Source organism: Halalkalibacter nanhaiisediminis (assembly GCF_007830185.1).
GTDB lineage: Bacteria > Bacillota > Bacilli > Bacillales > Bacillaceae_D > Halalkalibacter > Halalkalibacter nanhaiisediminis.
Genome location: NZ_VLKZ01000002.1, coordinates 407,924 through 431,914 on the forward strand (window position 1 = coordinate 407,924; position 23,991 = coordinate 431,914).

The 23,991-nt window shown below is 37.0% G+C and carries 31 protein-coding genes and 1 pseudogene; 7 read left to right on the forward strand and 25 right to left on the reverse strand.

The features are described 5' to 3' along the window. The first annotated feature begins 5 nt into the window (after window positions 1-5). Window positions 6-1,238: an aminopeptidase gene (locus IQ10_RS04655; protein WP_144449311.1), complete on the forward strand. Its 1,233-nt coding sequence runs from the start codon at window positions 6-8 to the stop codon at window positions 1,236-1,238. A 99-nt stretch (window positions 1,239-1,337) separates the two neighbouring features. On the opposite strand, the gene IQ10_RS04660 is transcribed toward IQ10_RS04655, so the two are convergent. Both IQ10_RS04660 and IQ10_RS04665 read right to left on the reverse strand, forming a co-directional pair. Then, window positions 1,338-1,808, reverse strand: coding sequence for a DUF948 domain-containing protein (locus tag IQ10_RS04660; protein WP_144449312.1), 471 nt, complete (start codon window positions 1,806-1,808; stop codon window positions 1,338-1,340). Window positions 1,809-1,855: 47 nt separating this feature from the next. Beyond that, window positions 1,856-2,197: a DUF5665 domain-containing protein gene (locus tag IQ10_RS04665; protein ID WP_144449313.1), complete on the reverse strand. Its 342-nt coding sequence runs from the start codon at window positions 2,195-2,197 to the stop codon at window positions 1,856-1,858. Between the two features lie 386 nt (window positions 2,198-2,583). On the opposite strand from IQ10_RS04665, the gene IQ10_RS04670 reads away from it, so the two are divergent. Beyond that, complete coding sequence (locus tag IQ10_RS04670) at window positions 2,584-2,823, forward strand: DNA alkylation repair protein (RefSeq protein ID WP_144449314.1); 240 nt, start codon at window positions 2,584-2,586, stop codon at window positions 2,821-2,823. 19 nt (window positions 2,824-2,842) lie between these two features. On the opposite strand, the gene IQ10_RS04675 is transcribed toward IQ10_RS04670, so the two are convergent. Both IQ10_RS04675 and msrA read right to left on the reverse strand, forming a co-directional pair. Continuing rightward, entirely contained in the window at window positions 2,843-4,009 is a 1,167-nt protein-coding gene (locus IQ10_RS04675) for an alpha/beta hydrolase (RefSeq protein ID WP_242009742.1), read from the reverse strand. A 181-nt stretch (window positions 4,010-4,190) separates the two neighbouring features. Continuing rightward, the gene (msrA, locus tag IQ10_RS04680) at window positions 4,191-4,730 is read right to left on the reverse strand and encodes a peptide-methionine (S)-S-oxide reductase MsrA (RefSeq protein WP_144449315.1); all 540 of its coding nucleotides are present in this window, start codon (window positions 4,728-4,730) and stop codon (window positions 4,191-4,193) included. Between the two features lie 178 nt (window positions 4,731-4,908). On the opposite strand from msrA, the gene IQ10_RS04685 reads away from it, so the two are divergent. Next, on the forward strand, window positions 4,909-5,151 hold the full coding sequence (locus IQ10_RS04685; RefSeq protein WP_144449316.1) for a YuzF family protein: 243 nt from the start codon (window positions 4,909-4,911) through the stop codon (window positions 5,149-5,151). A 47-nt stretch (window positions 5,152-5,198) separates the two neighbouring features. Here the strand turns inward: IQ10_RS04685 and IQ10_RS04690 are convergent, their stop codons facing one another. The 6 genes from IQ10_RS04690 to IQ10_RS04710 form a co-directional block, all read right to left on the reverse strand. After that, window positions 5,199-5,498, reverse strand: coding sequence for a HesB/YadR/YfhF family protein (locus IQ10_RS04690; RefSeq protein ID WP_144449317.1), 300 nt, complete (start codon window positions 5,496-5,498; stop codon window positions 5,199-5,201). Window positions 5,499-5,829: 331 nt separating this feature from the next. Continuing rightward, the gene (locus tag IQ10_RS04695) at window positions 5,830-6,042 is read right to left on the reverse strand and encodes a hypothetical protein (protein ID WP_144449318.1); all 213 of its coding nucleotides are present in this window, start codon (window positions 6,040-6,042) and stop codon (window positions 5,830-5,832) included. Between the two features lie 83 nt (window positions 6,043-6,125). Continuing rightward, complete coding sequence (locus IQ10_RS04700) at window positions 6,126-7,046, reverse strand: chemotaxis protein (RefSeq protein WP_144449319.1); 921 nt, start codon at window positions 7,044-7,046, stop codon at window positions 6,126-6,128. Window positions 7,047-7,296: 250 nt separating this feature from the next. Continuing rightward, window positions 7,297-8,070: a SurA N-terminal domain-containing protein gene (locus tag IQ10_RS04705; protein WP_144449320.1), complete on the reverse strand. Its 774-nt coding sequence runs from the start codon at window positions 8,068-8,070 to the stop codon at window positions 7,297-7,299. Between the two features lie 294 nt (window positions 8,071-8,364). Continuing rightward, window positions 8,365-8,634 (reverse strand): HesB-like (seleno)protein, encoded by a 270-nt coding sequence (locus IQ10_RS18850; protein ID WP_437177656.1) that lies wholly within the window; start codon window positions 8,632-8,634, stop codon window positions 8,365-8,367. Window positions 8,635-8,695: 61 nt separating this feature from the next. Continuing rightward, entirely contained in the window at window positions 8,696-9,625 is a 930-nt protein-coding gene (locus IQ10_RS04710) for a dipeptidase (protein ID WP_144449321.1), read from the reverse strand. 98 nt (window positions 9,626-9,723) lie between these two features. On the opposite strand from IQ10_RS04710, the gene IQ10_RS04715 reads away from it, so the two are divergent. Further along, entirely contained in the window at window positions 9,724-10,158 is a 435-nt protein-coding gene (locus IQ10_RS04715; RefSeq protein ID WP_158639987.1) for an Hsp20/alpha crystallin family protein, read from the forward strand. A gap of 14 nt (window positions 10,159-10,172) precedes the next feature. After that, on the forward strand, window positions 10,173-10,526 hold the full coding sequence (locus IQ10_RS04720; protein WP_144449323.1) for a YppG family protein: 354 nt from the start codon (window positions 10,173-10,175) through the stop codon (window positions 10,524-10,526). Window positions 10,527-10,531: 5 nt separating this feature from the next. Here IQ10_RS04720 and IQ10_RS04725 read toward each other — a convergent pair whose 3' ends face one another. From IQ10_RS04725 to metA, 4 genes are all read right to left on the reverse strand, one after another. After that, a complete protein-coding gene (locus IQ10_RS04725; RefSeq protein ID WP_144449324.1) occupies window positions 10,532-10,741 on the reverse strand; it encodes a hypothetical protein in 210 nt (69 codons plus the stop codon). Between the two features lie 245 nt (window positions 10,742-10,986). After that, window positions 10,987-12,147: an MFS transporter gene (locus IQ10_RS04730; protein ID WP_144449325.1), complete on the reverse strand. Its 1,161-nt coding sequence runs from the start codon at window positions 12,145-12,147 to the stop codon at window positions 10,987-10,989. 222 nt (window positions 12,148-12,369) lie between these two features. Next, window positions 12,370-13,587 carry an EAL domain-containing protein gene (locus IQ10_RS04735; RefSeq protein WP_144449326.1) on the reverse strand — a complete coding sequence of 406 codons (1,218 nt, stop codon included), beginning with the start codon at window positions 13,585-13,587 and terminating at the stop codon, window positions 12,370-12,372. A 244-nt stretch (window positions 13,588-13,831) separates the two neighbouring features. After that, window positions 13,832-14,740 (reverse strand): homoserine O-acetyltransferase MetA, encoded by a 909-nt coding sequence (gene metA / locus IQ10_RS04740; protein ID WP_144449327.1) that lies wholly within the window; start codon window positions 14,738-14,740, stop codon window positions 13,832-13,834. 175 nt (window positions 14,741-14,915) lie between these two features. On the opposite strand from metA, the gene IQ10_RS04745 reads away from it, so the two are divergent. Continuing rightward, window positions 14,916-15,575, forward strand: a complete 660-nt coding sequence (locus tag IQ10_RS04745; protein ID WP_144449328.1) for a reverse transcriptase-like protein — start codon at window positions 14,916-14,918, stop codon at window positions 15,573-15,575. Window positions 15,576-15,612: 37 nt separating this feature from the next. Here IQ10_RS04745 and IQ10_RS04750 read toward each other — a convergent pair whose 3' ends face one another. The 8 genes and pseudogenes from IQ10_RS04750 to hxlR all read right to left on the reverse strand — a co-directional run. Next, window positions 15,613-16,479, reverse strand: coding sequence for a PHP domain-containing protein (locus tag IQ10_RS04750; RefSeq protein ID WP_144449329.1), 867 nt, complete (start codon window positions 16,477-16,479; stop codon window positions 15,613-15,615). Between the two features lie 5 nt (window positions 16,480-16,484). Next, window positions 16,485-16,958, reverse strand: coding sequence for a DUF4352 domain-containing protein (locus IQ10_RS04755; protein WP_144449330.1), 474 nt, complete (start codon window positions 16,956-16,958; stop codon window positions 16,485-16,487). Window positions 16,959-17,056: 98 nt separating this feature from the next. After that, entirely contained in the window at window positions 17,057-17,875 is an 819-nt protein-coding gene (nadE, locus tag IQ10_RS04760) for an NAD(+) synthase (RefSeq protein WP_277877940.1), read from the reverse strand. A gap of 62 nt (window positions 17,876-17,937) precedes the next feature. Then, on the reverse strand, window positions 17,938-18,246 hold the full coding sequence (locus tag IQ10_RS04765) for a hypothetical protein (RefSeq protein ID WP_144449332.1): 309 nt from the start codon (window positions 18,244-18,246) through the stop codon (window positions 17,938-17,940). 141 nt (window positions 18,247-18,387) lie between these two features. Further along, entirely contained in the window at window positions 18,388-19,440 is a 1,053-nt protein-coding gene (locus IQ10_RS04770) for an alpha/beta fold hydrolase (protein ID WP_144449333.1), read from the reverse strand. Window positions 19,441-19,728: 288 nt separating this feature from the next. Beyond that, a complete protein-coding gene (pgoN, locus tag IQ10_RS04775; RefSeq protein ID WP_144449334.1) occupies window positions 19,729-20,562 on the reverse strand; it encodes a glyoxal/methylglyoxal reductase in 834 nt (277 codons plus the stop codon). Window positions 20,563-20,655: 93 nt separating this feature from the next. Further along, window positions 20,656-20,949, reverse strand: coding sequence for a winged helix-turn-helix transcriptional regulator (locus IQ10_RS18855; protein ID WP_242009762.1), 294 nt, complete (start codon window positions 20,947-20,949; stop codon window positions 20,656-20,658). A gap of 117 nt (window positions 20,950-21,066) precedes the next feature. After that, a pseudogene (hxlR, locus tag IQ10_RS18860) lies at window positions 21,067-21,327 on the reverse strand (transcriptional activator HxlR); the annotation flags it as partial. A gap of 209 nt (window positions 21,328-21,536) precedes the next feature. Between hxlR and IQ10_RS04785 the strand changes: the two are divergent. Then, window positions 21,537-22,703, forward strand: a complete 1,167-nt coding sequence (locus IQ10_RS04785) for an iron-containing alcohol dehydrogenase (RefSeq protein ID WP_144449336.1) — start codon at window positions 21,537-21,539, stop codon at window positions 22,701-22,703. A gap of 48 nt (window positions 22,704-22,751) precedes the next feature. Here the strand turns inward: IQ10_RS04785 and IQ10_RS04790 are convergent, their stop codons facing one another. The 3 genes from IQ10_RS04790 to IQ10_RS04800 all read right to left on the reverse strand — a co-directional run bounded on the left by IQ10_RS04790 (window position 22,752) and on the right by IQ10_RS04800 (window position 23,988). After that, the gene (locus IQ10_RS04790) at window positions 22,752-23,162 is read right to left on the reverse strand and encodes an acyl-CoA thioesterase (protein WP_144449337.1); all 411 of its coding nucleotides are present in this window, start codon (window positions 23,160-23,162) and stop codon (window positions 22,752-22,754) included. Between the two features lie 105 nt (window positions 23,163-23,267). Next, a complete protein-coding gene (gene tlp, locus IQ10_RS04795) occupies window positions 23,268-23,504 on the reverse strand; it encodes a small acid-soluble spore protein Tlp (protein WP_144449338.1) in 237 nt (78 codons plus the stop codon). Window positions 23,505-23,565: 61 nt separating this feature from the next. Then, window positions 23,566-23,988, reverse strand: a complete 423-nt coding sequence (locus tag IQ10_RS04800; protein WP_144449339.1) for an acyl-CoA thioesterase — start codon at window positions 23,986-23,988, stop codon at window positions 23,566-23,568. Window positions 23,989-23,991: the final 3 nt, after the last annotated feature.

Here is a 23,991-nt window from a genome sequence, read left to right on the forward strand (position 1 = left end):
CAATGATGTCTACCTTTCAAAAGAATGTAGAAAAATATGCAGAGTTGGCAGTCAAAGTCGGCGTTAATATCCAACTTGGTCAAACGCTAGTCGTTCGTACTCCTATCACAGCTGTTGAACTCGTCCGAATAGTGGCAAAAAAAGCATACGAAGCTGGAGCAAAAAATGTTCATGTTGACTTTAGTGATGAAGAGTTGACCAAAACAAAATATGAGCTTGCACCTGATGAAGCCTTTCATGAAGCTCCTGAATGGATTGCAAAAGGTTATGAAGATCTCGCGGCAAACGGAGCTGCTTTCTTGAGCATTACTGGCTCAGACCCTGATTTATTAAAAGGTGTTGACCCAGAACGCGTTTCAAATGCAAACAAGGCAAACGGTAAAGCAATGGAAGGCTTTCGTTCATACATCACTTCTGACAAAATTAGCTGGTCGATTGTCGCGGTACCATCTACTGGTTGGGCAAAAAAGGTATTCCCGAATGAAACAGATGAAAAGGCAGTTGAAAAGCTTTGGGATGCCATATTTGCCGCTACTCGTATTAATCAAGAAGATCCTGTAGCCGCATGGCAAGAGCATTTAAAAACACTTGATGAGAAAATGAATACATTAAATGAAAAGCATTATAAAGCTCTTCATTACACATCTGAAGGAACTGATTTGACAATCGAGTTACCTGAAACTCATCTATGGGTTAGTGGTGGTAGTGAAAATAAAGAAGGCGTTTCATTTGTGGCGAATATGCCGACAGAAGAAGTATTCACATCAGCGAAGAAATCAGGCGTCAACGGCACAGTTGTCAGCACAAAGCCTTTAAACTATGGTGGAACAATGATTGATAATTTCTCACTTACATTTAAAGACGGGAAAGTCATTGATTTTAAAGCAGAAGAAGGATATGAAACATTAAAACGTTTGTTAGAAACAGATGAAGGTTCAAGCTTTATTGGCGAAGTTGCACTTGTACCACACCGTTCACCGATTTCAGATACAAATATCATCTTCTTCAATACGCTTTTTGATGAAAATGCCTCTAACCACCTTGCTCTCGGGTCTGCATACGCATTTTGCATCGAAGGCGGAAAAGAAATGAACAAAGAAGAGCTTGAGAAAAATGGCTTAAACACAAGCATTACCCACGTTGATTTCATGATCGGCTCAGCTGATATGAACATCGATGGGATAACGGCTGATGATAAGCGTGAGCCTATTTTCAGAAATGGAAACTGGGCGTTCTAATAAACAATCTAATATCAATAACAAAGATAGTCGTATTTTGTTTAAACAAAATACGACTATCTTTAACATAAAAATGACTGAGACAACAGTCAATCTTTCTTATTTAGCTACTTCATTCCTCAACTTTACCTCTACTGGCTCTTGCTTAAATTTATTCTTCCTCTTCGCTTCACGTAAATAATAAATAAGAGCGACACCTTTCATTAACCCTTTAAAATGATGCTTATTAACCACTTTGTTTCCATCTTTCACTCGTTCGATACGCTTCTCTGTAAAATCAGCAATTGTAGACGTCACACTATGAGCCGCTTGTCCTGAATCTTCTACTACATCAAAAATCGGATCAAGTTTAGCGATTTTATCATTTACGTCCATCAGTGTTTCGTTTGTATTATACAAAATTAATCTCGTTTCATTTGTTAACTCAGCCAAACTTTTTTCTGCTTGATCTACCGTATCAGCCGTTTTACTAATCGTTACCGTTAATTTTTTCAATACTGGAATAATGAAGGCTACTAGTACAGCAAACCCAATAGCAAGAATAAAGACACCAATACCTAACCAATCCATATCTATCACCTCTTTATTTCGTTTATATTTATGAACGTTTCATTCACTTACTCCCTATATTGATCAACAACTTCAAGTAAATTAGCAATCCACTCCCCAATTACTGGTAGAGAAAGCATCTGACTTAAAATAAAAACGAATAGTGCAATAAAAATGGCCGTACCAAGCGTTAAGCCTACACCTCGTGCTAAACCAGCTAGGAAGTTTACCTTTATTACTTCTTTCTTGTTTGTAAAATGATAGGCCATATCTTTTAATCTACCATTCGTCGTCATATTTTCGAGCTTGTCTAGTAATTTTTCAAAACGCTCATTTTCATCAAGCCGCTTTTCATCTCTCCTATATTTAGGAGGAAGTTTTCTGCTTTCTTGCTCTTTCGAAAGACCCATTTTTCCACCTCTTTCTTAATCAATCCATCTTTTTTTGAAAATAGTTATATTTATTTTTCTACCCTCTATAAAAATAGCTAAACTCTCCAACTAAATTAAATTGGTATAAAACCTAACGCATTTCCTTACAACATTTTTTATCGATGTTATCATCAAGTTAACCAAATAAACGAAACGACTTGAGGAGGTACTTCACATGACAAACAGTAAGCTTAGAAATCCAGGAATTCTATCATTACTAGCTCTCACGATGTCCGTATTCTTTCAAAAACCAGCCAACTAATGAATAAAGAAGAGCACTCATTCCACCCACGAGTGCTCTTCTTTGTGTCAGTAGTTATAATTTCTCCCGATTCAAGAAATACTATATTTAAGGAGGAATTAACATGCCTAATCCCTATTTATGTCCAAATTGTAAAACAAATCGTTCACGTTTTAATATGATTCAGCAAATAGCAACACCTGTCAAATTGGATCCAAAAAGTGGAGATATTATTGAGCAATATCAAAATAGTGATGCTGGTCCCTTCCATTTGACTTATCAGGGTCCTGAATTAAAAGTACAATGTGCAGCATGTGGGTTAATTGAAGATGAACGGATGTTTATTAAACGAGCACAACAATAGGCATTTAGGTGGAATCTTTTTATTGAGATTCAAACAGAGATAAGCCTTGCTTTCCGATGAGAAAACTTCCTATCGCATAAGCTTCGATATGATCACGCACTTGCGTTGGACCATTTGTTCCATTATAAACTTGAAGGTGATAGGGTTGATAAACAGGCTTATCTTCAAATGACGATTTGAGAAATTTAGCGGTTTGAGCAAGTCCGTGATTACCCCTATACATCACTTCGTAAAAGGAGATAAATCCATGCATGACGCCATTATACCTAATCGTTTCAACAGGTACACTGTGCTCAGCTAATCGACGTGCATAAGCTTCACCTTCGTCACGTAAAGGATCAAACTCTGCTGTAATCACTAGTGCAGGTGGGAGCTTATATAAATGCTCTGCTTCAAGTGGCGACGTATACGCAAGGTTCCACATCGATTGATCAGGTGTATACGTATCTCTTGCACGCATCATCACTTGACGAGATAGTAAGTAATAGCCACTGTTATATTTCATCCGTGATTCAAATTCTATATCTTGAAATGTTGTTAATGGGTAAAGGAGAGCTTGTGCCTTTATATTAGGACCTTGTCGATCTCTTGCCATTAGTGATACAACCGTAGCGATATTCCCTCCTGCACTATCACCAACGACTGCAATGTTAGTAGGATCTCCTCCAATTTTCCAAGCATTTAATTCAGCCCAGACAAGTGCATCATAGCTATCTTCAATTGCTGCAGGAAACGGATAAGCAGGGGCAACTCTGTAGTTAACGGAAATGACAATACTATCTGTTCTAGCAGCTAGAGCTCGTACAATATTGTCATGCGTATGAATGTCACCATATCCCTCCATAAAGGCTCCACCATGGTAATAAAGAATGATTGGATGAGGGCCCTCTGCTTTAGGTTGGTACATTTTCGTCTCGATCTTTGTTCCATCAGATACAGGGATTTCAATCATTTCGCTTGTATAATTCACAGTTTCAATCTTCGAAAAAAATTGAGGTGGTTTCATATCTGTTGTAACAAGATTATGATGAACAGCATGGAGTAGGACCGCTGTTTTAGGTGGGACTTTTCCAGCTTCAGTGTGAGCCCAATAATGAACCGAAATGATCACCGTCAGTACGATCAAAATTAGGCCAAGTGATACAATACTAGTCCACATGAATAGTTTTCTCATAAGTCTCCTCACAAAGTTCCCCCCTTTCTATAAAATTCTAATTGTTCTTATTATTTATATTATATCAGAAAAACACTATTTCGTCAGAGGTTTTTACAAATTAATTATATATTTTTACACATTTATGAAATATTTGTCGAAATTAGTTAGAGATTTCGACAAATAGATATAAAAAAAAGATAACTCACAAGAGTCATCCTTTCTTTTCCCAATTCGCAGAGATAAATTCATCTCTTCCTGATTTCTTTCGATCATCTTTATAGGCCTTAGGACTTTTCTTGTAAAAATCCTGATGCTCTTCTTCAGCAAGATAAAGAGTGGATGCTTTTACAATACTCGTTACAATTGGCTTAGAAAACCGTTTGCTTTCAATAATCGCTTGTTTAGATACTTCAGCTGCTTCTTTTTGCTCATTTGTATGGTAAAAAATCGCTGTACGGTATTGCGAGCCACGATCATGAAACTGTCCATCTGGATCTGTTGGATCAATTTGCGGCCAATACAGGGAAAGAAGCTTTTCGTAGGAAAATAACGTTGGGTCATAAGTGATTTGTACGACTTCATAATGACCAGTTTCCCCTGACTTTACTTGCTCGTATGTAGGATTGCTTATAACTCCGCCCATAAAACCAGATTTGATATCGATGATTCCTGGCTGTTCATCAAAAGGCTGGACCATACACCAAAAACACCCTCCAGCAAACGTTGCCTTTTCATAATTATTTTCGATCATCACTTTCCCCTCCTTATATTCAAGATAGCCATTAGTATAACATAACAAGTTATATCGACGTAACTAAATCGTCTTCATTCGCTTTGTTAATCAACTGTAAAACTGGACAATGGCCCAATCAACGTAAGGGCTCCTACATAGGATAACAGTGGATTTTTAAAGAAAAGGAGGACTGAAAATGATTGATGATAGAAATCATTATAATTCTGAACATAACCGTCCACAAATGATTGCAAATGTTGATCCATTTGTTGTGCAAACATTACAATCCATTACTGGAAGTAACGTTGTCATCGAAACCACACGAGGTAATGTACGTGGCAGCATTTCAGATGTTAAGCCTGATCATGTTGTCATTCAAGCCCACAATGCTTCTTTCTTTGTTCGCATCCAAGAAATCGTCTGGATCATGCCAGTCTAACGATCACAAACCTTCACTAAAATAATGGTGAAGGTTTGTTTTTTTATTTAAGCTTGCTCTTCATAGACAAATTCAATTTCATCACTCTTACGACTATACTTCACTTTTAAATCATGTCCCTTAAAATACCATAAATCGTTCTCCTCAATATAAAATGTAATGCCTTCTGCTTCTTCTTTCGCTCCAATGATTAAAGGCTGTTCTTGACTAATTCCTAAAGAAAAGCCACTTTGAATCGATCCGCACCCACCGTATCTTGCAAAAAATCGAATGTATTCGCCTTCTCCTTTTAAATCCAGTTCTTCTTTAAACCATTGCAGTGCAGGCTTCGTTACTTGAATGTTCATTGCTGTCACTCCCTCTTTATCAATTGCACGTGTATTTCATCTTATCAATGTTCCTATTAGCTTGTCTATGATCAGACTCTCAAAAAAAATCATGCCTTACACCCAAAATGTTTCCTATTAACAACATTTTCTACAAAAATGAATATTGTGTATAAAAGGAGAATAGCAAATGAATGTTCATGATAAAAAAATATACTTTGCACACCTTTTATGCAAATTAGGTATTCTAGACGAACAGCAAAAAGAAGAATTAATTAAACAATCTCAACTCAAAAGATAAGGAAATAACGCAAAAATCTCTGCCCCTTTTTTAGCAGAGATTTTTATTTTCTTATTTAAAAGCCCTACCTTTAGTCAAAATACAAGGAACCCCGTGACCAACCGCTCCAGGCTTCTGCATTTTATCAAGATATGCTAACCCTCTAGTACAAGGCGTTTTACAAACAAAACACGTATTGGACGTGACCATTTTCATCGTATACTTATATTTTTCACTAGCACTAATTTTTGGTGTAGCTTTCTTTTTTTTACGTTTTGTTGACACTTGTCATCCCCTCATTCCATCAATGATGATGTATTTTATGTGGAGATGACATCGACGTGCCTTATCAACAATACATTTCGAATTTATTTTTCAAAAACGTGCTTATCAATCGTTTCAACAAGTTGAACAATCTCAGGTTTGCTAATTTGTGCATCCGCTCCAACTTTTTCACCTTTGTGAAAAAGATCCGTTGATATGAGAGATGAGAAAATAATAACTGGTACATGATTTAGGGACTGTTCACCCTTAATTCGTAATGTTAAGTGATGACCATCCATTTGAGGCATTTCAATATCTGTAATAATTAAGTCAACTTTTTGATCAACAGCTTCCCTTCCTTTATTGGAAAGCTCTTCAAGATAGTCCCATGCCATTTTACCATTCTCAAAGAACTGTAAATGATTATAACCAGCTTCTGAAAGAGTATCGTGTAACAGCTTACGTAAAATTGCCGAATCTTCAGCGATTAAAATTTGCTTTGTCGAGCGCTCTCTAGGACCCATTGACTTCACTCGATCAACACTTAACCCTGTATCAGGATTAATATCGACAACAATTTTCTCGAAATCGAGTAAAAGCGCCATTTCCTCTTCCATCTTCACAATTCCTATTGTATGACCTAAGCCACCTTGTGATAGTTCACTCGGTTTTTCAATTTGTTCCCATGAAATGCGATGAATACGTGAAACACTATGAACATGAAAAGCGACTTTCATTTGATTCAATTCTGAAATAATAAACTTATTCTGACTTGGATTTTCTGACGCAGGCAAATTCAGTACCTTTTCCAAATTAACAACTGGGATTACTTCTTGCCGCAAGCGAATGACTCCTTCAACATGCGCATGTCCATTAGGGGTATCTGTAATAGGCAAAGGATTGATAATTTCTCTGACCTTCAGTACATTGATTCCAAAAGTTCCTTGCGCGACCTTAAACATAACAATTTCTAATTCATTTGTACCGCTTTCTAGTAAAATACCATTATTATCTGATTGAATCATGATTTATCCTCCAGTTATCACACGTTCAGGCTGAGAAGTGCGATATGAATATATGTATGCCGTTCTCACTACGACTAATCGGGTATCATCCATTAGTTTCAGTGTATAAGAGGCGACTTTGCACCGCAAGTGAATTTTTTATTAATTCAAAAATGGCTGAGCTTAATATTCACTTTAAACATTAAGAGCATATTTGTCCAAATCCATATAAATTAGGACTTGTACGAAATGTACAAGTCCTTATCACTATTTAAATATGAATTGTAATTTCACTTTCTTCACGCAAGCTTTCTACTAATTCAGCAAGCTGTTGTTGATGCTGGTCATTTTGTAGTTGCGCTTCAAGTTCACCTCTATATTCTTCAAAAGTAGGAATGTCAGATTCTGCAGATTCTTCCGATCCCTCTGACATTGCAACTAATTCATCGTAAGCTGCTTGTAACTCATCTTCAGAGATCTCTTCAGTTGTTGTATTCTGTTCGACGTATTTTTCAGTCTTGATATACTCAGCAATGTTATTTCGAATTTCTTCGATTGTAACGCCTTCTTGTTCTATCGCTTCATTAAATTGCTCTTCAGATTCAAATTGTGCATTAACAAATGTCGAAAGCTCTGCATCAATTTCCTCTTCTGTAGCTTCAATGCCTTCATCGGTTGCCGCTTGAATAATCACTCGCTCATTAACAAGCTGTTGTAGGACTTGATCTTGAATCATATTAATATAATTAGCAGCCTCTTCACTTTGTAAGTCCATCCCTTGTGCTTGAAGCATAAAAGTTTGTTGTTCAAGTAGTGCCACATAATTTTCTTTTTGAATATCCTCACCATTTACTGTCGCTATGACCTCGGGAATACTTTCCATATCAATAGCTGTTTCAGGAGTTTGATCTGTTTCTTCACCTTCAGGAGCTTGTTCCTCTGTTGGTGTTTCTTGATTCGGATCTTCTTGATCAGCCTCATTACCACAAGCAGCAAGTCCTAATGCAAGAACTCCTACACCAATCATCATCGTTAATTTCTTCATACTTATCAATCTCCTTCCTCATCTCGAAAACCTTTAGTTATTGTAACACAAATGAAATGTTCGTACAGGTACAAGGCTCTACTTTAATGTCAATCATAGGACATATGGCATATAATTATGAGAACTTATGAGATACGGAAACTTTCTAAAACCTTACTAGTTCAAGGGATTTGATTTCATTAGATCCGTTTTTTCAAAAACTATGTAAAACTATATTTCTTTACATAATTTCAGGCGGTCTTCAACTTTATATTGAAAAAGGATGACTCTCTATCCATGAGTCATCCTTTCTTATTAACAGCAATCATCGTTTCCCACAAGGACAAGACCTGTTTCGTGATAATCGAGCGTTACAGTAGCAATATGATCCACAACATTTGCTTCAATCGCTACGTTAACTCCATTTATCGTATCCTTCTTATCCGTTTCTGCCGGCTCATCCAGAGCCAGTCCTAGCTTAGGACCTCCTCAGCCCATGCCAGCAAATACAACACGAACTGTATTTAACCCTTGCTCATTCATGATGTCTAAAATATAATCTCTTGCACGATCTGTAATATTCATTTAACTTCACCTCACTTTTGCATTTTTATTATAGCATGCTACGATCATGGTCTTCCTTCATTTAGCTTGGTAAATGTCTGATGAAATTTTCACAAAGAAAACCTTCAACAATTGATGTAGAATAATGTTTCTCAAGTTCATTAACAAGATTGTCATATTGACCACTATGTCGCAAGTTTTCAACATACGTGGAAATACCGTCGAAATCAGAGCCGAATCCAATATGCTTTTGAGCCCCTAAAGAACACATATGATCAAGATGCCTTAGAATATCAGTAATCGTGGCTTGTTTTACCGTCGTTAAAAAGAGTGGATGAAAGACGATTCCGATAAATCCGTCCTTTTTCACTAATGCTTCAATTTGCTCATTATACAAGTTTCGTGGATGATCGCATAATGCTCTGGCATTCGAATGACTTGCAATTGGAAAATCAGCTAACTCAATCACATCCCAAAATCCACTAATACTTAAATGAGACACATCTGTTAATACATTGTTCTCATTATTTAAGCGAACGACTTCTTTTCCAAGAAGCGAAAGTCCTGCACCACGGGGCTCTCCTACCCCATCGGCGCACAGATTTGCTTGATTCCATGTTAAACCAACCGAGAGTACCCCTAGTTGATTGAGAATCGCTAGCTTAGTTAAATCGTCTCCAATTGCATCCACACCTTCAAGTGTTAAGACTGCTCCTATTTCATGTTCCTTTAAAGTATCAAGTTCAGACCATTTTTTGATATGCCGTATAAAAGGGTTAATGGCAACAACCTTATCAAAGAAAAGATTAATTTGATCAAGGACCACTTGAAATTTTTGTTCTTGCTTTATCCACGGCTCTACAAAAATAGCAAATAACTGTACTTTAACATTTCCAGCCTGCAACCTCTCTAGATTCGTATCGATGTCTTCGGAATTACGATAATGACGTGCTGGCTGTTCCCATAGTTTTAAAAGTGCATCACAGTGCGTATCAATGATGGCTCTTTTCATTCTTTCCCCTCCCTATTTTGGTCATATGAGGATGCACACATGCTACAAGCTTACATATTAATAAATTAAGAATCGATATAAGAAACGGAGGGATTATTGTGTCTGATAAAGAATCATGGTCTAAAAAGCTACCACAAAGATATCATGACGCACTTAAATCTATAGATGATTTCTTTACACAAACGTATGAGCAAATACAAACGAATCCACTATTCCTTCCTCCAATTCCTATTCGAATTAGGGAGGAAAAAGATTTATGGATTGCTGAGGCAGAGCTTCCTGGAATCGACAAAAAACAAATTAACCTAGATATATATCGGCAATCCATTCGTATACAAGTCAAACACACAGAACAAACAGAAATAATCGATCAAGAAAAAAAGGTTACGGAGTGGCACGGTCAAACACAAGTTAGACAACGCGTCATTCCCGTTCCCTTTCTTATCAATGAACAAAGTGTAAAAGCTACGTATAAAAATGGATTACTAAGAATTGTGATTCCTAATAAACATAAGAATATATCAATTGAGTAAGGAGGGTCTTAAACATGTTTCCACCACGTTCCCAAAGACCATGGGCACAACATACAAACCATTACCAGAACTATCCTCAACCACACAATCCAATGCAGTACCAATACCCTACTCGTCCCTCGCAAATGAGTAGATATACACATCCCGAGCAACAAAGAATGAACATTCCTCCGTATCAAATGGGATATAGACAAAAGAAGCCCTCGATGATTAAGTCGGCATTCATAGGGGAAAACGGAACCTTTGATGTCGGGCGAACGTTTCAAACCGTTGATCGCGTAATGAAAACCTATAACCAAGTTACACCAATTGTTAAACAAGTGACTCCTTTTGTAAAACAAGTAACCAGTCTCTTTGGTAGAAGATAAGCAGATCAAGTGATTGCGTTTTTCAATTGCTGCGCATAGGCTAGTGTTTGACTTTGGTTAATTAATTTTAGTCCTTGCGACTGAACATAATCAATTTTTACAAATTGACCAATTTCGTCACTAGCCTTCTTATCATATATGAAAGTAAAACCTTCAATATAAGCATGTTTATCATCTTTCCTCGGCTCATCCAGAGCGAGGTCATACTCAATCATCGTACTTCATTCATATGTATCAACAGCACGAATGCGAATCGTACGATGATCAAGTTTTAATTGATTGAAATAACTAAGAGCATGTTCTGTGACGATCACTTCCATTAACATCTACTCCTTTCCTATCATTTAATTACAGTGTAGCAGATTTCTTGACGGCACACAGTAAACAATACAGTCACTCTACCTGCATAAAGAGTGAAGAAGGTTGATTCGTTATATTGAATCATTCTTCTTTCATTTATTTATAAAAACATTTCACTATTAAGATGCACAAACCTTTTATAAATCATGAGGCTGACTGCCCCAACTAGTGCACAAATTCCGAGTACTACATAAAATGTAGATAAATGCGCTGTTTCAATCATATAGCCCCCAAATAAGGAACCAATAATTCCAGATAAACCAAAGAAAGTCGTAATAAATAACACGTGCCCTGTCGCTTGCAAATGCTCAGGTACTAACTTACTGACATAATGAAATGAAGCGATGTAGAACAAACCAAATGACAGACCATGCGTCAATTGGAGAGGTAAAATAAACCACGGATTCGTCAGTAACCCCATTAAAAACCAACGGCCTGCATAAATAAGAGCTGCAATCATCACAAAAGTAAGTGGCGACCAGTTTTTAAACCAACGATAGCTTGTTGCAAAAACCAAAGCTTCAGCCGTCACACCAATAAACCATGCCCAACCAATCATAGCTTCAGGTCCACCTAGTTCAACGATATAAATACCAAGATATGTATCGTTCGCTCTATGTGTAACGGAAATCAACGTAACACATATTAAAAAAAGGATTAAATTAGGGTTAGCCCCAAGCCTCAGTGCACTTAATACCGTCACAGGCTTATTTACTCCTGGAACATCATGAATAGCAAAAGCTACCAAAAGAGCTATTACCGCCATGAATAACACTGGCAGCATAATATTCTCGACACCGATCCACGTTAATATATATCCAGTAATTAAAGATGTCACAGCAAATCCTATTGATCCCCACATTCGAATGCGCCCAAAGCTAATACGGTATTTAATCGCTGTCTTTTGAGAAAGTGAATCTCCTAAGGCAGTTATTGGCGATAAAAAGATAAATAAAATAAACATCATGATAAAATACCCTGCAAATGCATTAACAAACAGGAATACAGTCACTGATATAATAAAACCAACTAGGGCAATTAATAACATTCTTCTTATCGACTTGTACTTGTCACTCCAGTAACCCCAAAGTGGTTGAGCGAGTATCGTTGCAAATGGTCCAATTGCCATCAGCATTCCAACTTGCGCACCCGTTAATCCTTGGCTTTGATAGAAAACAGGAAGGTAACTCGCAATAATCGTCATTGTCGAATACGCAAAAAAAAGATACACCATTAAGCTATGCAAAGAACGGTTATCCATGTATGCCCCCTTTCATCATAAGAAACACATTATTTTTCAAGCTCTTTAATAGAGTGAACGTTTCCGTTACCCTTTACTTATTCAAAAAAAGAAGAAAAACAGTGCTCTCCTTAATCTTAGAAATCTGTGCGATTACGTTCACCTCACAACCTCACTGATCTTAGACAAGGAATACACTATTTTTCTCTTATTTCATTTCTTTACCATTTATTTATTCTACTTTTACAGCAATCCTTCTTGCTCAAAAAGATAATCATAAGGGATATCGAGAAATAAAAATAAGTTATCGGAAATAGGGTACGAATACGTCCTGATACGCTCATCACGTTCAATATCTGTATACAAGTCAGAGAGTATCCCCTTCTTTTCAATATTCATTCGAACAATGTTTTCTAGAAAATACGGCCGCCAACTCCAATTTTTAAACCGACCCTCTTCTAATAAAACCCACTTTTTCTCTAAGTCCTTTTCAGCATTTGACGATTGTTGAAATCCATCAGCATTGCACACATATACCCGGAACGCATACTCATCACAATTACGTGCGACTTTCATAATCATTTCATCATATGTATCTTCTGAATGGATCGTTTTCATCGCCATTTTAAGACGAGCGTTCATTTCGTTTATTAATGTCAATTGAGCTTCCATTTTCTTACGTTCGAACACGATAAAATGTTGAAAATCCTTTTTCATCTTATCTAAGCAGCACGTAGCATCTACAAATTCTGGTTTTGGAGGCTGCAAGTAAACACCCTGATAATAACGACCACCATTACGCCAAGCATAATTCAACTGATTAAAATTAGAAATCCCTTCGAACAAAAGAGTTGCTCCAATTTTTCTAGAAAGCATGGATAAAGAGTTATGAACCTCGCGGTAGAGATGAGGGAGCGCGTCATCTTCCATAAACGCAACGTCGACTTTAACAATATTTGGCTTCAACGTTGCAATTCGGTCTAAATTGCTACCTGCTTGCCCGACACCATCAATCGCAATGCGAATACCTAGGCTTTGAAGGTACGTAAAGAAGTGCTTATACTCACTTACTTGTTCAATAATATCGCTTTCCTTTAACTCTAAAACAATATGTCGGTACACTAAACCTTGATCTTTAAAACTTTCAAGCCGACTTAAAAATGTTTCCCCATTATCCTTTAACAAAAGAGCCGCATCATAGTTAAAAAACAGAATGGCAGACTGATCTGTCTCTATAAAAGCATTTAAAGCTCGCTGTTGGATATGATCATCTAATTCTAATCTATATTCATCTGGTATTGTCTTATCCTCAAAAAACCAATCAAGTCTTTGCGGACCCTCATCTGTTTGCATTCTGGCAACCACTTCATAGCCAACAACCAGCTGGTTATCAGCACTTACAATTGGTTGAAAATAAGGTGTCACATTATCTTTATTCATCATGACGTCTAAAGGATCCATTGTCCAACCTCCTACCTAAAAAAACCGATAACCTCAAGAAGAGTGAAGACATCTCTTTGGATACCATCATTTCATTTTTTCTTCTTATCCATTACTTATTATACCATAGCTTCTAAAATTGCGTGAGTTGTGACATCAACTTGCTTTTTTAATGAGACATTAATCCTAGATAAATAACGGCTAATTGCCTTTGAACGTAAAGAGTAAACAAAAAAGAGCAGATAGGATTGTCTGCTCTTCTGTCTTATTTCAAATGAAAAGGTGTTTCTTGGTAGACGTAATAATTCAACCAATTAGAAAAAAGTAAATTTGAATGTGCTCTCCAACGTAATTTAGGCTGTTTTTTATCATTATTATAAGGGAAATAATTTTCAGGTAAAGCGATATCTAGACCCTTACTAATATCTCTTTCATATTCCTCTTGAAGGGTACAGGTATCATATTCAGAATGACCTGTAACAAAGATCTGTTTTCCGTTCTTAGATGCAACGATATAGACCCCTGCTTCGTCAGATATACTTAACACTTCGAGGTCAGCGACTTGTTCAATTTCTTCTTGTTTTACTTCCGTATAACGGGAGTGTGGGGCAAGAAATTCATCATCAAAACCACGTAATAATTTTACGTTTTGTTTTTCGATCGTATGAGAAAAAACACCAAACTTTTTCTCTTCTAGAAGATGCTTGTTAATTCCATAATGATGGTACAGGCCTGCTAGGGCACCCCAACAAATATGAAGAGTGGATGTGACGTTATCAATACTCCAATCCATAATCCATTGTAGCTCTTCCCAATAATCTACATCTTCATATTGAAGCTTTTCAATTGGGGCTCCTGTAATAATCATACCGTCAAACTTTTGCGTTTTAATCTCATCAATTGTTTTATAAAATGATTGCAAATGCTCGTGAGATGTATTCTTTGATACATGCGTGTTTGGGTATAAAAAAGAAACTTCTACTTGTAACGGCGAGTTCCCGAGTAAACGTAATAATTGAGTTTCTGTTGTTTCCTTGACAGGCATTAAATTTAGAATAACAATCTTTAAGGGTCGAATGTCTTGAGAATATGCTCGACTCTCATCCATAACAAAGATATTCTCTGCATTTAACACCTCTTTAGCAGGCAGTTGATCAGGGATTTTAATTGGCATAGCAACATAAACTCCTTTACAATTAGTTCAAATTCATTTGTATGTTATCGTAGTTATACATAAATACTACATTAGAATTCTTTTAATAAATTAAAACGACGTAACATTTCGATAATTTAACTTATCATGAAAATAAATTTTTAGCAATTATATTACATAAGAAAGGATGTTTTTTATGCAAATTCGTTTAGAATGGTCGTATCATTTACTTAAAAGAAAACAAACGTATTTTATGAAATCAGAATGGATGAGTGTGGAAGAATCATTAGCATTAGTCGCTGACTTAGAAAAGACAGGACGTTTAAAGGAAGTTGTCTTTTTAGATCAAGAAGATTCGACATGGACAAAAAAAGAATTACTGCGGTTCTTAAAACAACTGGAATCAGAGCCTCATAATGTCAAAGCGTATGTAGATGGTGGCTATGATCTTTCATCTAAGAAAGCAGGCATCGGAATCGCCATCTACTTTCAACAAAATCATAAAAGCTGGCGTGTGAGATTTAATGACCAGCTAGAGTTACTTCAAGACAATAATGAAGCTGAGTACGCTGCCTTGTATCGTCTTATTCAACAGCTAGAGACAATTGGTATGCATCATCAACCAATCACCGTTTATATGGACTCGATGGTTGTTGTCAATCAAGCATCAGGAGAGTGGCCATGTCTTGAAGACCATTACATCCGCTGGCTAAACAGAATAGATGAACTTGCTAGAGTGCTCGGACTAACTCTTCAGTATGAATTAATTGATAGAAACGCAAATAAAGAAGCTGATCAACTAGCCACGCAAGCTCTAAAAGGTGTAGAGATTGAAAGTAAAATAGAGCGAGCATAAGCGAAGTATACTCTTGAAGTATCAACAAAGAGCGACCTTATGAGTCGCTCTTTGTTTGTTTTTCTATCATTTCACTAGCTAATGCATTACTTAATCTCGTTATACCAAGTGGCTGTGGAACCCTTCCATAGTCTTCGTGATGGAAGTCAGATCCTCCTGTACGTAGAAGTGTTTTTTGCTGATTCAATTCGATTTGATCACAAAGCGATTCAAAACGTTTGATAGCTTCTTCATTATGATCGCGATGATAGATTTCAATTCCATCTAATCCTAATTCATGAACCCACTCTACAATATCTTGATCAAAATCGTAGTAAACAGGATGAGCAACAATAGCTAGTCCACCCGTTTGATGAATCCAATCAATTGCCTCTTTCACAGTCATCTCTTTTGACTTTTCGACGTAACAAGGTTTTCCCTCTGCTAAAAACCGATCGAATGCTTCTGCTACCGTTTCCACGTAGCCCCCTTCAATTAACGCTTTTGCTACATGAGGTCTACCAACACTTCCACCGTCAACATGCTTTAACACACTCTCAGGTGATAATTTGACACCAACGAGATCAAACTTTTCGATCATCGTATCTAATCGTTCTCTTCTTAGCTCTTTTTGTGTACTCAGAAACTCTCGTAACTCTTTATTTTTCCAATCGAATCCATATCCTAATATATGAACACTTTTGCCTTTATGCTTTGTTGAGAATTCAATTCCCGGTATTACTTTTATACCTAGCTCCTTGCCTGCAAGTAGAGCTTCTTCAATGCCATCAACAGTATCATGATCGGTCAAAGCGACGATTTCTAATCCATTCTCCTTACATTTACGCATCAACTCAGAAGGGGAATATCCCCCATCTGATGCCGTAGAGTGCATATGAAGATCACTATTTTTTTGAGAATTCATTTATGTCATTCCTTTTCAACTGATACGTCCCAAATTACTTGACCTGTTCGTAAATGATCTGTATAAACAAGCTCATAATTGGTGCCAACTGGGACAGAAAAAGCGACTTCACCACGATTCGATCTCCCTGGATGAAGTTGTCCACCAAGAATACCCTTCGTATCCACATACGATACATGACTATGCGCGAATCCTTCTTGATCGACCATTGTCAGTTTATACGTTGAGAACTCATAAACAGTATCACGAACATTCATTAATGTTAAGTCTACAATAACAATTTGATTTCCTTCTTCCCTTGTATCTGGCTCAATTCGAACATCATTTAATGTTATTTCAAGACCATTCACTTCTCTTGACTGTTCATTATCTCCAAATGATAAAGCCTTCTGTGAATTTGGTTTGTTAAAATTTTGATAGCCTACAAGTAATACAAGGCCTAAACATAAAGTAAGTAAGATTAAAATTTTCCCCTTCATCATTGTCTCTCTCCTCAATAGGTGTGTTCTTTGTTTGTTTTTTCTAAGTTGACACTCATATTAAGCTACGATTCACGGAGAAATTATATGTCAACTTTTCACTTCCACCATGAATCAAAAATAGTCACTGGTAGCTGACGTTTATGCTCCGTTTGTATATAACGAGCTTCAATTTTTTCAACAATTGTTGGTTCTACTTCCTTGCCTTCCAAATAATCATCAAGCTGCTCATAGGTCATCCCTAATGCCAATTCATCTGGTAGCCCAGGTTTGTCATCTTCTAAATCAGCCGTTGGGACTTTTGTATACAGATGCTCTGGTGCATTAAGTTCAATAAGTATGGCTCTTCCTTGACGTTTAGTCAGACCAAATAAAGGAGCGATATCACATGCCCCGTCACCATGCTTCGTAAAAAAGCCAGTAATCGCTTCTGCTGCATGATCTGTTCCAATGACTAAACAACCGTAATGTGCAGCAAGGTCATACTGAGCCTTCATTCTTTCACGAGCCTTTGTATTTCCTTTGTTAAAATTCGATAAATGCTCTCCTGTTGCTGCTTCAAAAGCTTGTACTGACGCATCAACAGCTGCTTTAATATTTACTGTTAGTGCCTTTGATGGTTCAATAAAAGTCACGGCATCCATTGCATCTTGCTCATCTGCCTGCTCACCATAAGGAAGCCTAACAGCAAAAAAAGTGACTTTCTTATTCGTTGCTTCTTCATTTATTTCATTAATAGCCATTTGAGTTAATTTCCCAGCAAGGGTTGAATCTTGTCCTCCTGAAATTCCAAGTACATAACCATTTGCACCCGTATAAAGTAAATACTCTTTCAAGAAATTGACACGTCTACGAATTTCAGTTTTGGGATCAATTTTAGACTGGGCTTGTAAGTCAGCAATAATCGTACTTTGCATAGTCATTTTGTCATCCTCCTAAAAATTGTTTAAGTAACTCTATTATAGCAAGTTTTTTATCCTTATTGGTAGGATTCACCAAGTTGAACAAGTTGGTTTTCTTTTCCCTCTCTTTTTAAAATAAAACGTTGTCTCTCGCCTAATAAATCAAAATGAGGATACTCCGCTCTGTGATGAATCCATTCTTCCTTCAGTCCATATTGCTCGCCCCACTTTACAAGCTTTTCTATATCGACACAAGCTACTTTTGTCACAGTTGTGCAGTCTGGAAAACGCTCATCAATCCAAAAGTGAGTCAAAAATGCAATTTCACCCGCATTTGCTTGTTGTTTCCATTCACTGAGCTGTTGTTTCGTAATGCCAAACGCCATTTCAATCACCTATTTTCAACATATCTATAAATTATAGCACAAGATAAGAAAAATTCGATTGACGACGATTGTAACTAATGAATACACATAAAAAATCCCGAAATAAGGACAACACTCACCTTATTTCGGGGGACGTTTCATTTATACGTTTGTTTCAAGTAAATCATTTAAATGCTTATCGATCTGATCGGTATAATACTTACCTTCAGCAGCAAATAAGCCAAAATGTCCGCAGATACTATTAATAACTCTTAGCTCGCTATTTGGAATCAATTTCTGCTCCGCTTCACAATCTCTCGGTGGGAAGAACATGTCTTCATCAATTGGCATCACAAATACTTTCGCTTTTATTCGACCAAGGGCCTCTTCAAGATTTCCACCAGTCATTCTACTCACATCTCCTCGCTGCCACTTCCACGCCATCGTTAACAGGTCATTCGGATCCATGACTTCAAAAAATGGTTGTAGAAATCCTGAAATAAATTCCTCACACGAATCAACATCGAATAATCTCCATTTTTCTTGTTTGTAAAATTCCGTACTGAGTCCCATCACTGCCCAAATTTTAGCATGTCGCTTCAATCCAGCGGAAACATCCCCCGCTGATTGATAAACTCCTCCATTCCAGCCCGGATCAGAGGTGATCGCCTCAATTAATGTATCTGTATATAAAAAATCATGATCAGTATTTTTCGCTGTTCCTGCTATAGGTGCTGCACGCTTAACCATATTAGGAAATCTGACTGCCCATTCATACGTTTGCTGAGCACCCATTGATCCGCCGACAACTAGAGCGATTTCCTCCACACCAAATTTTTCAGTTATTAATTGATGTTGTGCTCGGACATCGTCGCTAATTCGCACATGTGGGAAATTGGCAATACTAATAGGTTCGGGACTATTATGTGGCGAACTAGAGAGGCCGTTTCCAATTTGATTAATCATAATGATAAAATACTTGTTAGGATTAAGAGCTCGATCCTCACCGATATACGTTTCCATAATTTTTGTCGTGCCTGAATACCAAGTCGGGATCACTATCACGTTATTTTTTTCCTCATTTAAAGTACCAAACGTAACATAAGCCAGTTTACATTCAGGAATTATGCCACCGTCCTCGAGTTGAAAATCGCCAATATTATAGACTTCATAAGGTCCATGATTTTCTTGTGAATAGTAGTTGTTTTCGATCATGATTCATCAACCCTTCATCCTAAATTTTGTTTATCTTTATGCGCAATTTTAAACTCCATTATCATAAGTAAACGCTTACATATTTATTCTACTACTTTCGATTTTATTCCTTCTTTTGTGTCTATCTTTTTATCATAAAACTTTCATCATCTTCTACTCTCAACTTAGAATGAAAAAGCATGATTCTTTTTCTATCCAACTAGAAACGAACCAACTATTACACAAAAAAGCACACTCACTTAACGAAGATAACATTAAGTGAATGTACTCTTGCACTTGTACTATTTATTAGAAATCAAAATTATCAGGATCCGCACCAACCCGAGTGTTTTCATTTAAGGCACTGATCTTATCCATTTCGTCTTCAGTTAATTCAAAATCAAAGATATCAGCATTCTCAATAATACGATGTTCTTTTATTGATTTAGGAATTGTTACGACTTCATTTTGAAGATCCCAACGTAAAATGACTTGGAAAGTCGATTTGTTATATTTCTTAGCCATTTCTTGTAATGTTTCATTATCAGCAAGCTGCCCACGCATAAGTGGTGACCATGCCTCAAGCTGTATGTTATTCTTTTTACAAAATTCGTGAAGCTCTTCTTGCGTTAATCGCGGATGATATTCAACTTGATTGACCATCGGTTTAATTTCAGCATCAATCATTACATCTTCTAAATGATGAATATTAAAATTACTAACGCCAATCGCTCGCACGCGACCCTCTTTGTATAATGTCTCAAGAGCCTTCCACGTTTCTTTGTATTTTCCTTTTACAGGCCAGTGAATTAAATACAAATCTAAGTAGTCGATATCGAGCTTTTTCATGCTTTTTTCAAAAGCAGCTAAAGTCGAGTCATAGCCTTGGTCAGCATTCCAAACCTTCGTTGTAATAAAGATCTCCTCACGAGGAACACCAGACTCCTTAATCGCTGTTCCTACGCCTTCTTCATTATCGTAAAAAGCTGCCGTATCAATACTACGGTAACCATTTTTCAGTGCAGCTTTTACAGAATCCATTACTTCGTCTCCATCTTCTACTTTATATACTCCTAGTCCAAACCAAGGCATTTTCACAACATTATGAAGCGTCGTTACATCTTGTAGATTTTTTACCATCATTGAACTCCTCCTCTGCTTCTGTTCACTCTTGAACAAAGGTATTTTCTCACAAACTATTCGAAAAAGGAAATATATTGCTTTTTTTAAAAGCGCTTAACCTGTGATCTTCATTTCTAAATTTTTCATATATTTTTTTCCCCACTCTTCAAGGATTTTAATCATTGGCATGAGGCTTTTTCCCTTATCCGTTAACGAATATTCAACTTTTGGTGGTACCACTGGGTAAACTTCGCGATGTACTAAGCCGTCATCTTCTAATTCTCTTAGTTGATTTGTCAACATTTTTTGTGTGATTGCAGGGATCAATTTTTTTAGTTCACTAAATCTCTTTGTCCCCTTGATCCCTAAATGACATAAAAGTACTAATTTCCATTTCCCTTCAATCATTGACAAAGTGCGCTCTTTTACATCGTGTGGTCCCTGTACCTCCTTTTCGTCAAATTTCTGATGATTCTTTCCCCATTCATCTAACATTTTAAGAATTGGGATTAAACTTCTTCCTTGTTCTGTTAAGGAGTATTCGACTTTAGGTGGAACAACTGGATATACCTCGCGATGGACGAGCCCATCTTTTTCTAATTCTTTTAATTGAAGCGTCATTGTTTGTTGAGTAATGCCTGGAATTAAATCTTTTAATTCCTTAAACCGTTTTGTCCCTTTTAAACCTAGATGACATAAAATCGTTAATTTCCATTTACCCTCTATCACCGATAAAGTTAATTCTTTTTCGCAGTTTAACTTCTTTAATTTCGCATTCGTTACCATGTTGATCTCTCCTATAGTATACTTTTTTTCACTATAACAAAAAATAGTGCCTACTTACAATTTATAAGTATAGTATATATTATTGTGCATAGAGCTTCCATATGTAGTTTACGTTCATAAGAAAGCAGCGATAGGGAAATAATAAATAAGAAGCATTCTTGTGAAGTAGAACTAGGCTAATCAATTATTTATTTAAGGAGATGTTGCACATGTTTCGTTTTACCATACCAAGAGACGTTTACCATGGTGAAGGTTCATTAGAAGTATTAAAAAGTCTTGAAGGTAAAAAAGCTACCATTGTTATCGGTGGGGAATCCATTAAAAAGTCAGGCTATCTTGATCAAATTGATTCTTACTTAAAAGAAGCGGGTTTTGAAACTCAGCTTATTGAAGGTGTTGAAAACGATCCTTCAGCAACAACTGTCCTTAATGGCGCGAAAAAGATGCAAGAATTCCAACCAGACTGGATCATTGGAGTAGGTGGGGGTTCTCCAATTGATGCTGCGAAAGCAATGTGGGTTATTTATGAAAACCCAGAATTAACATTTGAAGACATTAAAGCTCCAAATCCACTTCCAACTTTACGTAAGAAAGCACGCTTTGCAGCTATTTCAACGACAAGTGGAACTGGTACGGATGTGTCACCTTTCGCTGTTATCACTGATCGTGACAAGGACGTAAAATACCCAGTATTCGGCTACGAAATCACACCTGATATCGCAATTGTTGATCCAGTGTTAACTTACTCAATGCCACCAAACATTGTTGCTTACACTGGAATGGATACAATTACACACGGGATTGAAGCATATGTTTCTTTAATGCATAACGCATTTACTGATCCTTTAGCTATGCAATCAATTAAAATGGTTGTCGATAACATCGAAAAATCATATGCAGGTGATAAAGAAGCAAGAGCAGAAATGCATTATGCTCAAGCAATTGCTGGTATGGCCTTCTCAAACGGTTTTTTAGGAATTGTTCACAGCTTAGCTCATAAGAGTGGCGCGATCTTTGGAATTCCACACGGACTTGCTAATGCTCTTTATCTACCGTACGTTATTGATTTCAATAAAAAGGCTGACACATCACGTTTTGCTGATATCGCAAGAATGCTTGGACTCGCTGGAAACACTGATGATGAGCTAATCGATTCATTAACAGAACTGCTTATCAACTTAAATAAAGCAATGGATATTCCAGTAACACTTAGAGAATTCGGTATTGACGAGCAGGAATTTGAAAAACACCTAGATAAGATGGCAGCAGGGGCTGTTGAAGACCCTTGTACACCAGCTAATCCACGTGAAGTTTCTGTGGAACAAATGAAACAAATTTACATCGCTGCATTTAAAGGCGAAAAAGTTAACTTCTAATCAGTAGAAAATTACTTTACACTTTAAAGGATAACTCCAATTGATGAGTTATCCTTTTTCTTTTGGTTCCTCATAAAAATGTTCTTGTAACTTATTTTTTATAGGTGCTGAAATGGATTCAGATCGCTGTGTGTGTCGGTTGAAATTGACATATGTAGAGTTCCCCTTTGCACATATTTGACCTTCTTGCTCCATTTCCTCATATACTTCAAAGCTAGAATTCCCAATCCTCGAAATCCATGTACGTATCTTTACTGGCTGGCCATAGTAAAGTTGCGCAATATATTCAACATTCATCTTTATAATGACGCACCTCCAGTCCTTAAAGGATAAGTCTGGGTTAAAGATTCGAAAAATACCCTGTCTACCTGACTCAAACCAAATCGGAATCGTCGTATTATTAATATGACCAACTCCATCTGTTTCACATACTCTTGGTTCAATAACCGTTTCAAACATCTGTGATTCCTCCTCCTTATTTGATTGTTAGCTATAACGTTTCTATTCGCTTAGATGAACTAATTTTCCTGTGTATACAAAGAAAACGAGCAAGGCTTATTAGCCTTACTCGTTTTCTTTGTAACCATTTTTACGTGCATGCATTTCATCAGCCATTTCAGCATCGAAAGCTTGCATACTGTGTTCACGTCTTTTGTTTTTCTCTTTCACGGCTTGTTTTTGTTCTTCACTCATATCTGTATGCGCAATTGATTCTTCTGCTGCCTCGATATTATGTGCCGTATTCTCTTTCATTTGCTTAAGCTTTTCTGCATTATCACTACGATCATCTGGTTTTGCCATAAGTCATCCCTCCATATACTAAAGTAACTTACCTACTTTAGTATGGAGTTTTGCGACTTGATTATTCAGGATGCTTTATATTTTCGTACACAGCATGCCACTCTGGCAAATGCTTACGCATCGAAAGGGGACGGAAGGTATCTTTTCTCACACAGACGTGCGTGCTTTCTCCAAGGACACATATAGTGCCTTGTTCATTTAAAATTTCATAGCGGTAGGTCACACGGAGCCCATCGTATGCTTGTACCCACGTTTTGACGACGACCGTTTCCCCGTATGTTGTTGGATGCTTATACGATACTTGAATGTCTGTAACAGGAGATAAGATGCCCTCCTTCTCCATTTGGGCATAGTTAAATCCAATTTCTTTAATCAGCTCTGTTCGGCCAAGCTCAAACCAAACGACGTAATTTGAGTGATGCACAATTCCCATTTGATCAGTCTCAGCATAACGAACTGGAATTTTTGTCTCTGTAATATGCATGCC

What these genes read in the sequence shown, in the direction of transcription:
- IQ10_RS04700 (WP_144449319.1), bottom strand. Translation starts at nt 7,046, where the DNA reads ATGATTCAATCAGATAATAATGGTATTTTACTAGAAAGCGGTACAAAT.
- IQ10_RS04720 (WP_144449323.1), top strand. Translation starts at nt 10,173, where the DNA reads ATGTTTCCACCACGTTCCCAAAGACCATGGGCACAACATACAAACCAT.
- IQ10_RS04785 (WP_144449336.1), top strand. Translation starts at nt 21,537, where the DNA reads ATGTTTCGTTTTACCATACCAAGAGACGTTTACCATGGTGAAGGTTCA.
- IQ10_RS18855 (WP_242009762.1), bottom strand. Translation starts at nt 20,949, where the DNA reads ATGATTGAAGGGAAATGGAAATTAGTACTTTTATGTCATTTAGGGATC.
- IQ10_RS04755 (WP_144449330.1), bottom strand. Translation starts at nt 16,958, where the DNA reads ATGAAGGGGAAAATTTTAATCTTACTTACTTTATGTTTAGGCCTTGTA.
- metA (WP_144449327.1), bottom strand. Translation starts at nt 14,740, where the DNA reads ATGCCAATTAAAATCCCTGATCAACTGCCTGCTAAAGAGGTGTTAAAT.
- IQ10_RS04750 (WP_144449329.1), bottom strand. Translation starts at nt 16,479, where the DNA reads ATGAATTCTCAAAAAAATAGTGATCTTCATATGCACTCTACGGCATCA.
- IQ10_RS04790 (WP_144449337.1), bottom strand. Translation starts at nt 23,162, where the DNA reads ATGTTTGAAACGGTTATTGAACCAAGAGTATGTGAAACAGATGGAGTT.
- IQ10_RS04735 (WP_144449326.1), bottom strand. Translation starts at nt 13,587, where the DNA reads ATGGATCCTTTAGACGTCATGATGAATAAAGATAATGTGACACCTTAT.
- msrA (WP_144449315.1), bottom strand. Translation starts at nt 4,730, where the DNA reads ATGATCGAAAATAATTATGAAAAGGCAACGTTTGCTGGAGGGTGTTTT.
- IQ10_RS04670 (WP_144449314.1), top strand. Translation starts at nt 2,584, where the DNA reads ATGCCTAATCCCTATTTATGTCCAAATTGTAAAACAAATCGTTCACGT.
- IQ10_RS04770 (WP_144449333.1), bottom strand. Translation starts at nt 19,440, where the DNA reads ATGATCGAAAACAACTACTATTCACAAGAAAATCATGGACCTTATGAA.
- IQ10_RS04765 (WP_144449332.1), bottom strand. Translation starts at nt 18,246, where the DNA reads ATGGCGTTTGGCATTACGAAACAACAGCTCAGTGAATGGAAACAACAA.
- IQ10_RS04690 (WP_144449317.1), bottom strand. Translation starts at nt 5,498, where the DNA reads ATGAACATTCAAGTAACGAAGCCTGCACTGCAATGGTTTAAAGAAGAA.
- IQ10_RS04800 (WP_144449339.1), bottom strand. Translation starts at nt 23,988, where the DNA reads ATGCATATTACAGAGACAAAAATTCCAGTTCGTTATGCTGAGACTGAT.
- IQ10_RS04725 (WP_144449324.1), bottom strand. Translation starts at nt 10,741, where the DNA reads ATGATTGAGTATGACCTCGCTCTGGATGAGCCGAGGAAAGATGATAAA.
- IQ10_RS04660 (WP_144449312.1), bottom strand. Translation starts at nt 1,808, where the DNA reads ATGGATTGGTTAGGTATTGGTGTCTTTATTCTTGCTATTGGGTTTGCT.
- nadE (WP_277877940.1), bottom strand. Translation starts at nt 17,875, where the DNA reads ATGCAAAGTACGATTATTGCTGACTTACAAGCCCAGTCTAAAATTGAT.
- IQ10_RS04655 (WP_144449311.1), top strand. Translation starts at nt 6, where the DNA reads ATGTCTACCTTTCAAAAGAATGTAGAAAAATATGCAGAGTTGGCAGTC.
- IQ10_RS04705 (WP_144449320.1), bottom strand. Translation starts at nt 8,070, where the DNA reads ATGAAGAAATTAACGATGATGATTGGTGTAGGAGTTCTTGCATTAGGA.
- IQ10_RS04730 (WP_144449325.1), bottom strand. Translation starts at nt 12,147, where the DNA reads ATGGATAACCGTTCTTTGCATAGCTTAATGGTGTATCTTTTTTTTGCG.
- IQ10_RS04710 (WP_144449321.1), bottom strand. Translation starts at nt 9,625, where the DNA reads ATGAAAAGAGCCATCATTGATACGCACTGTGATGCACTTTTAAAACTA.
- IQ10_RS04745 (WP_144449328.1), top strand. Translation starts at nt 14,916, where the DNA reads ATGCAAATTCGTTTAGAATGGTCGTATCATTTACTTAAAAGAAAACAA.
- IQ10_RS04665 (WP_144449313.1), bottom strand. Translation starts at nt 2,197, where the DNA reads ATGGGTCTTTCGAAAGAGCAAGAAAGCAGAAAACTTCCTCCTAAATAT.
- IQ10_RS04685 (WP_144449316.1), top strand. Translation starts at nt 4,909, where the DNA reads ATGATTGATGATAGAAATCATTATAATTCTGAACATAACCGTCCACAA.
- tlp (WP_144449338.1), bottom strand. Translation starts at nt 23,504, where the DNA reads ATGGCAAAACCAGATGATCGTAGTGATAATGCAGAAAAGCTTAAGCAA.
- pgoN (WP_144449334.1), bottom strand. Translation starts at nt 20,562, where the DNA reads ATGATGGTAAAAAATCTACAAGATGTAACGACGCTTCATAATGTTGTG.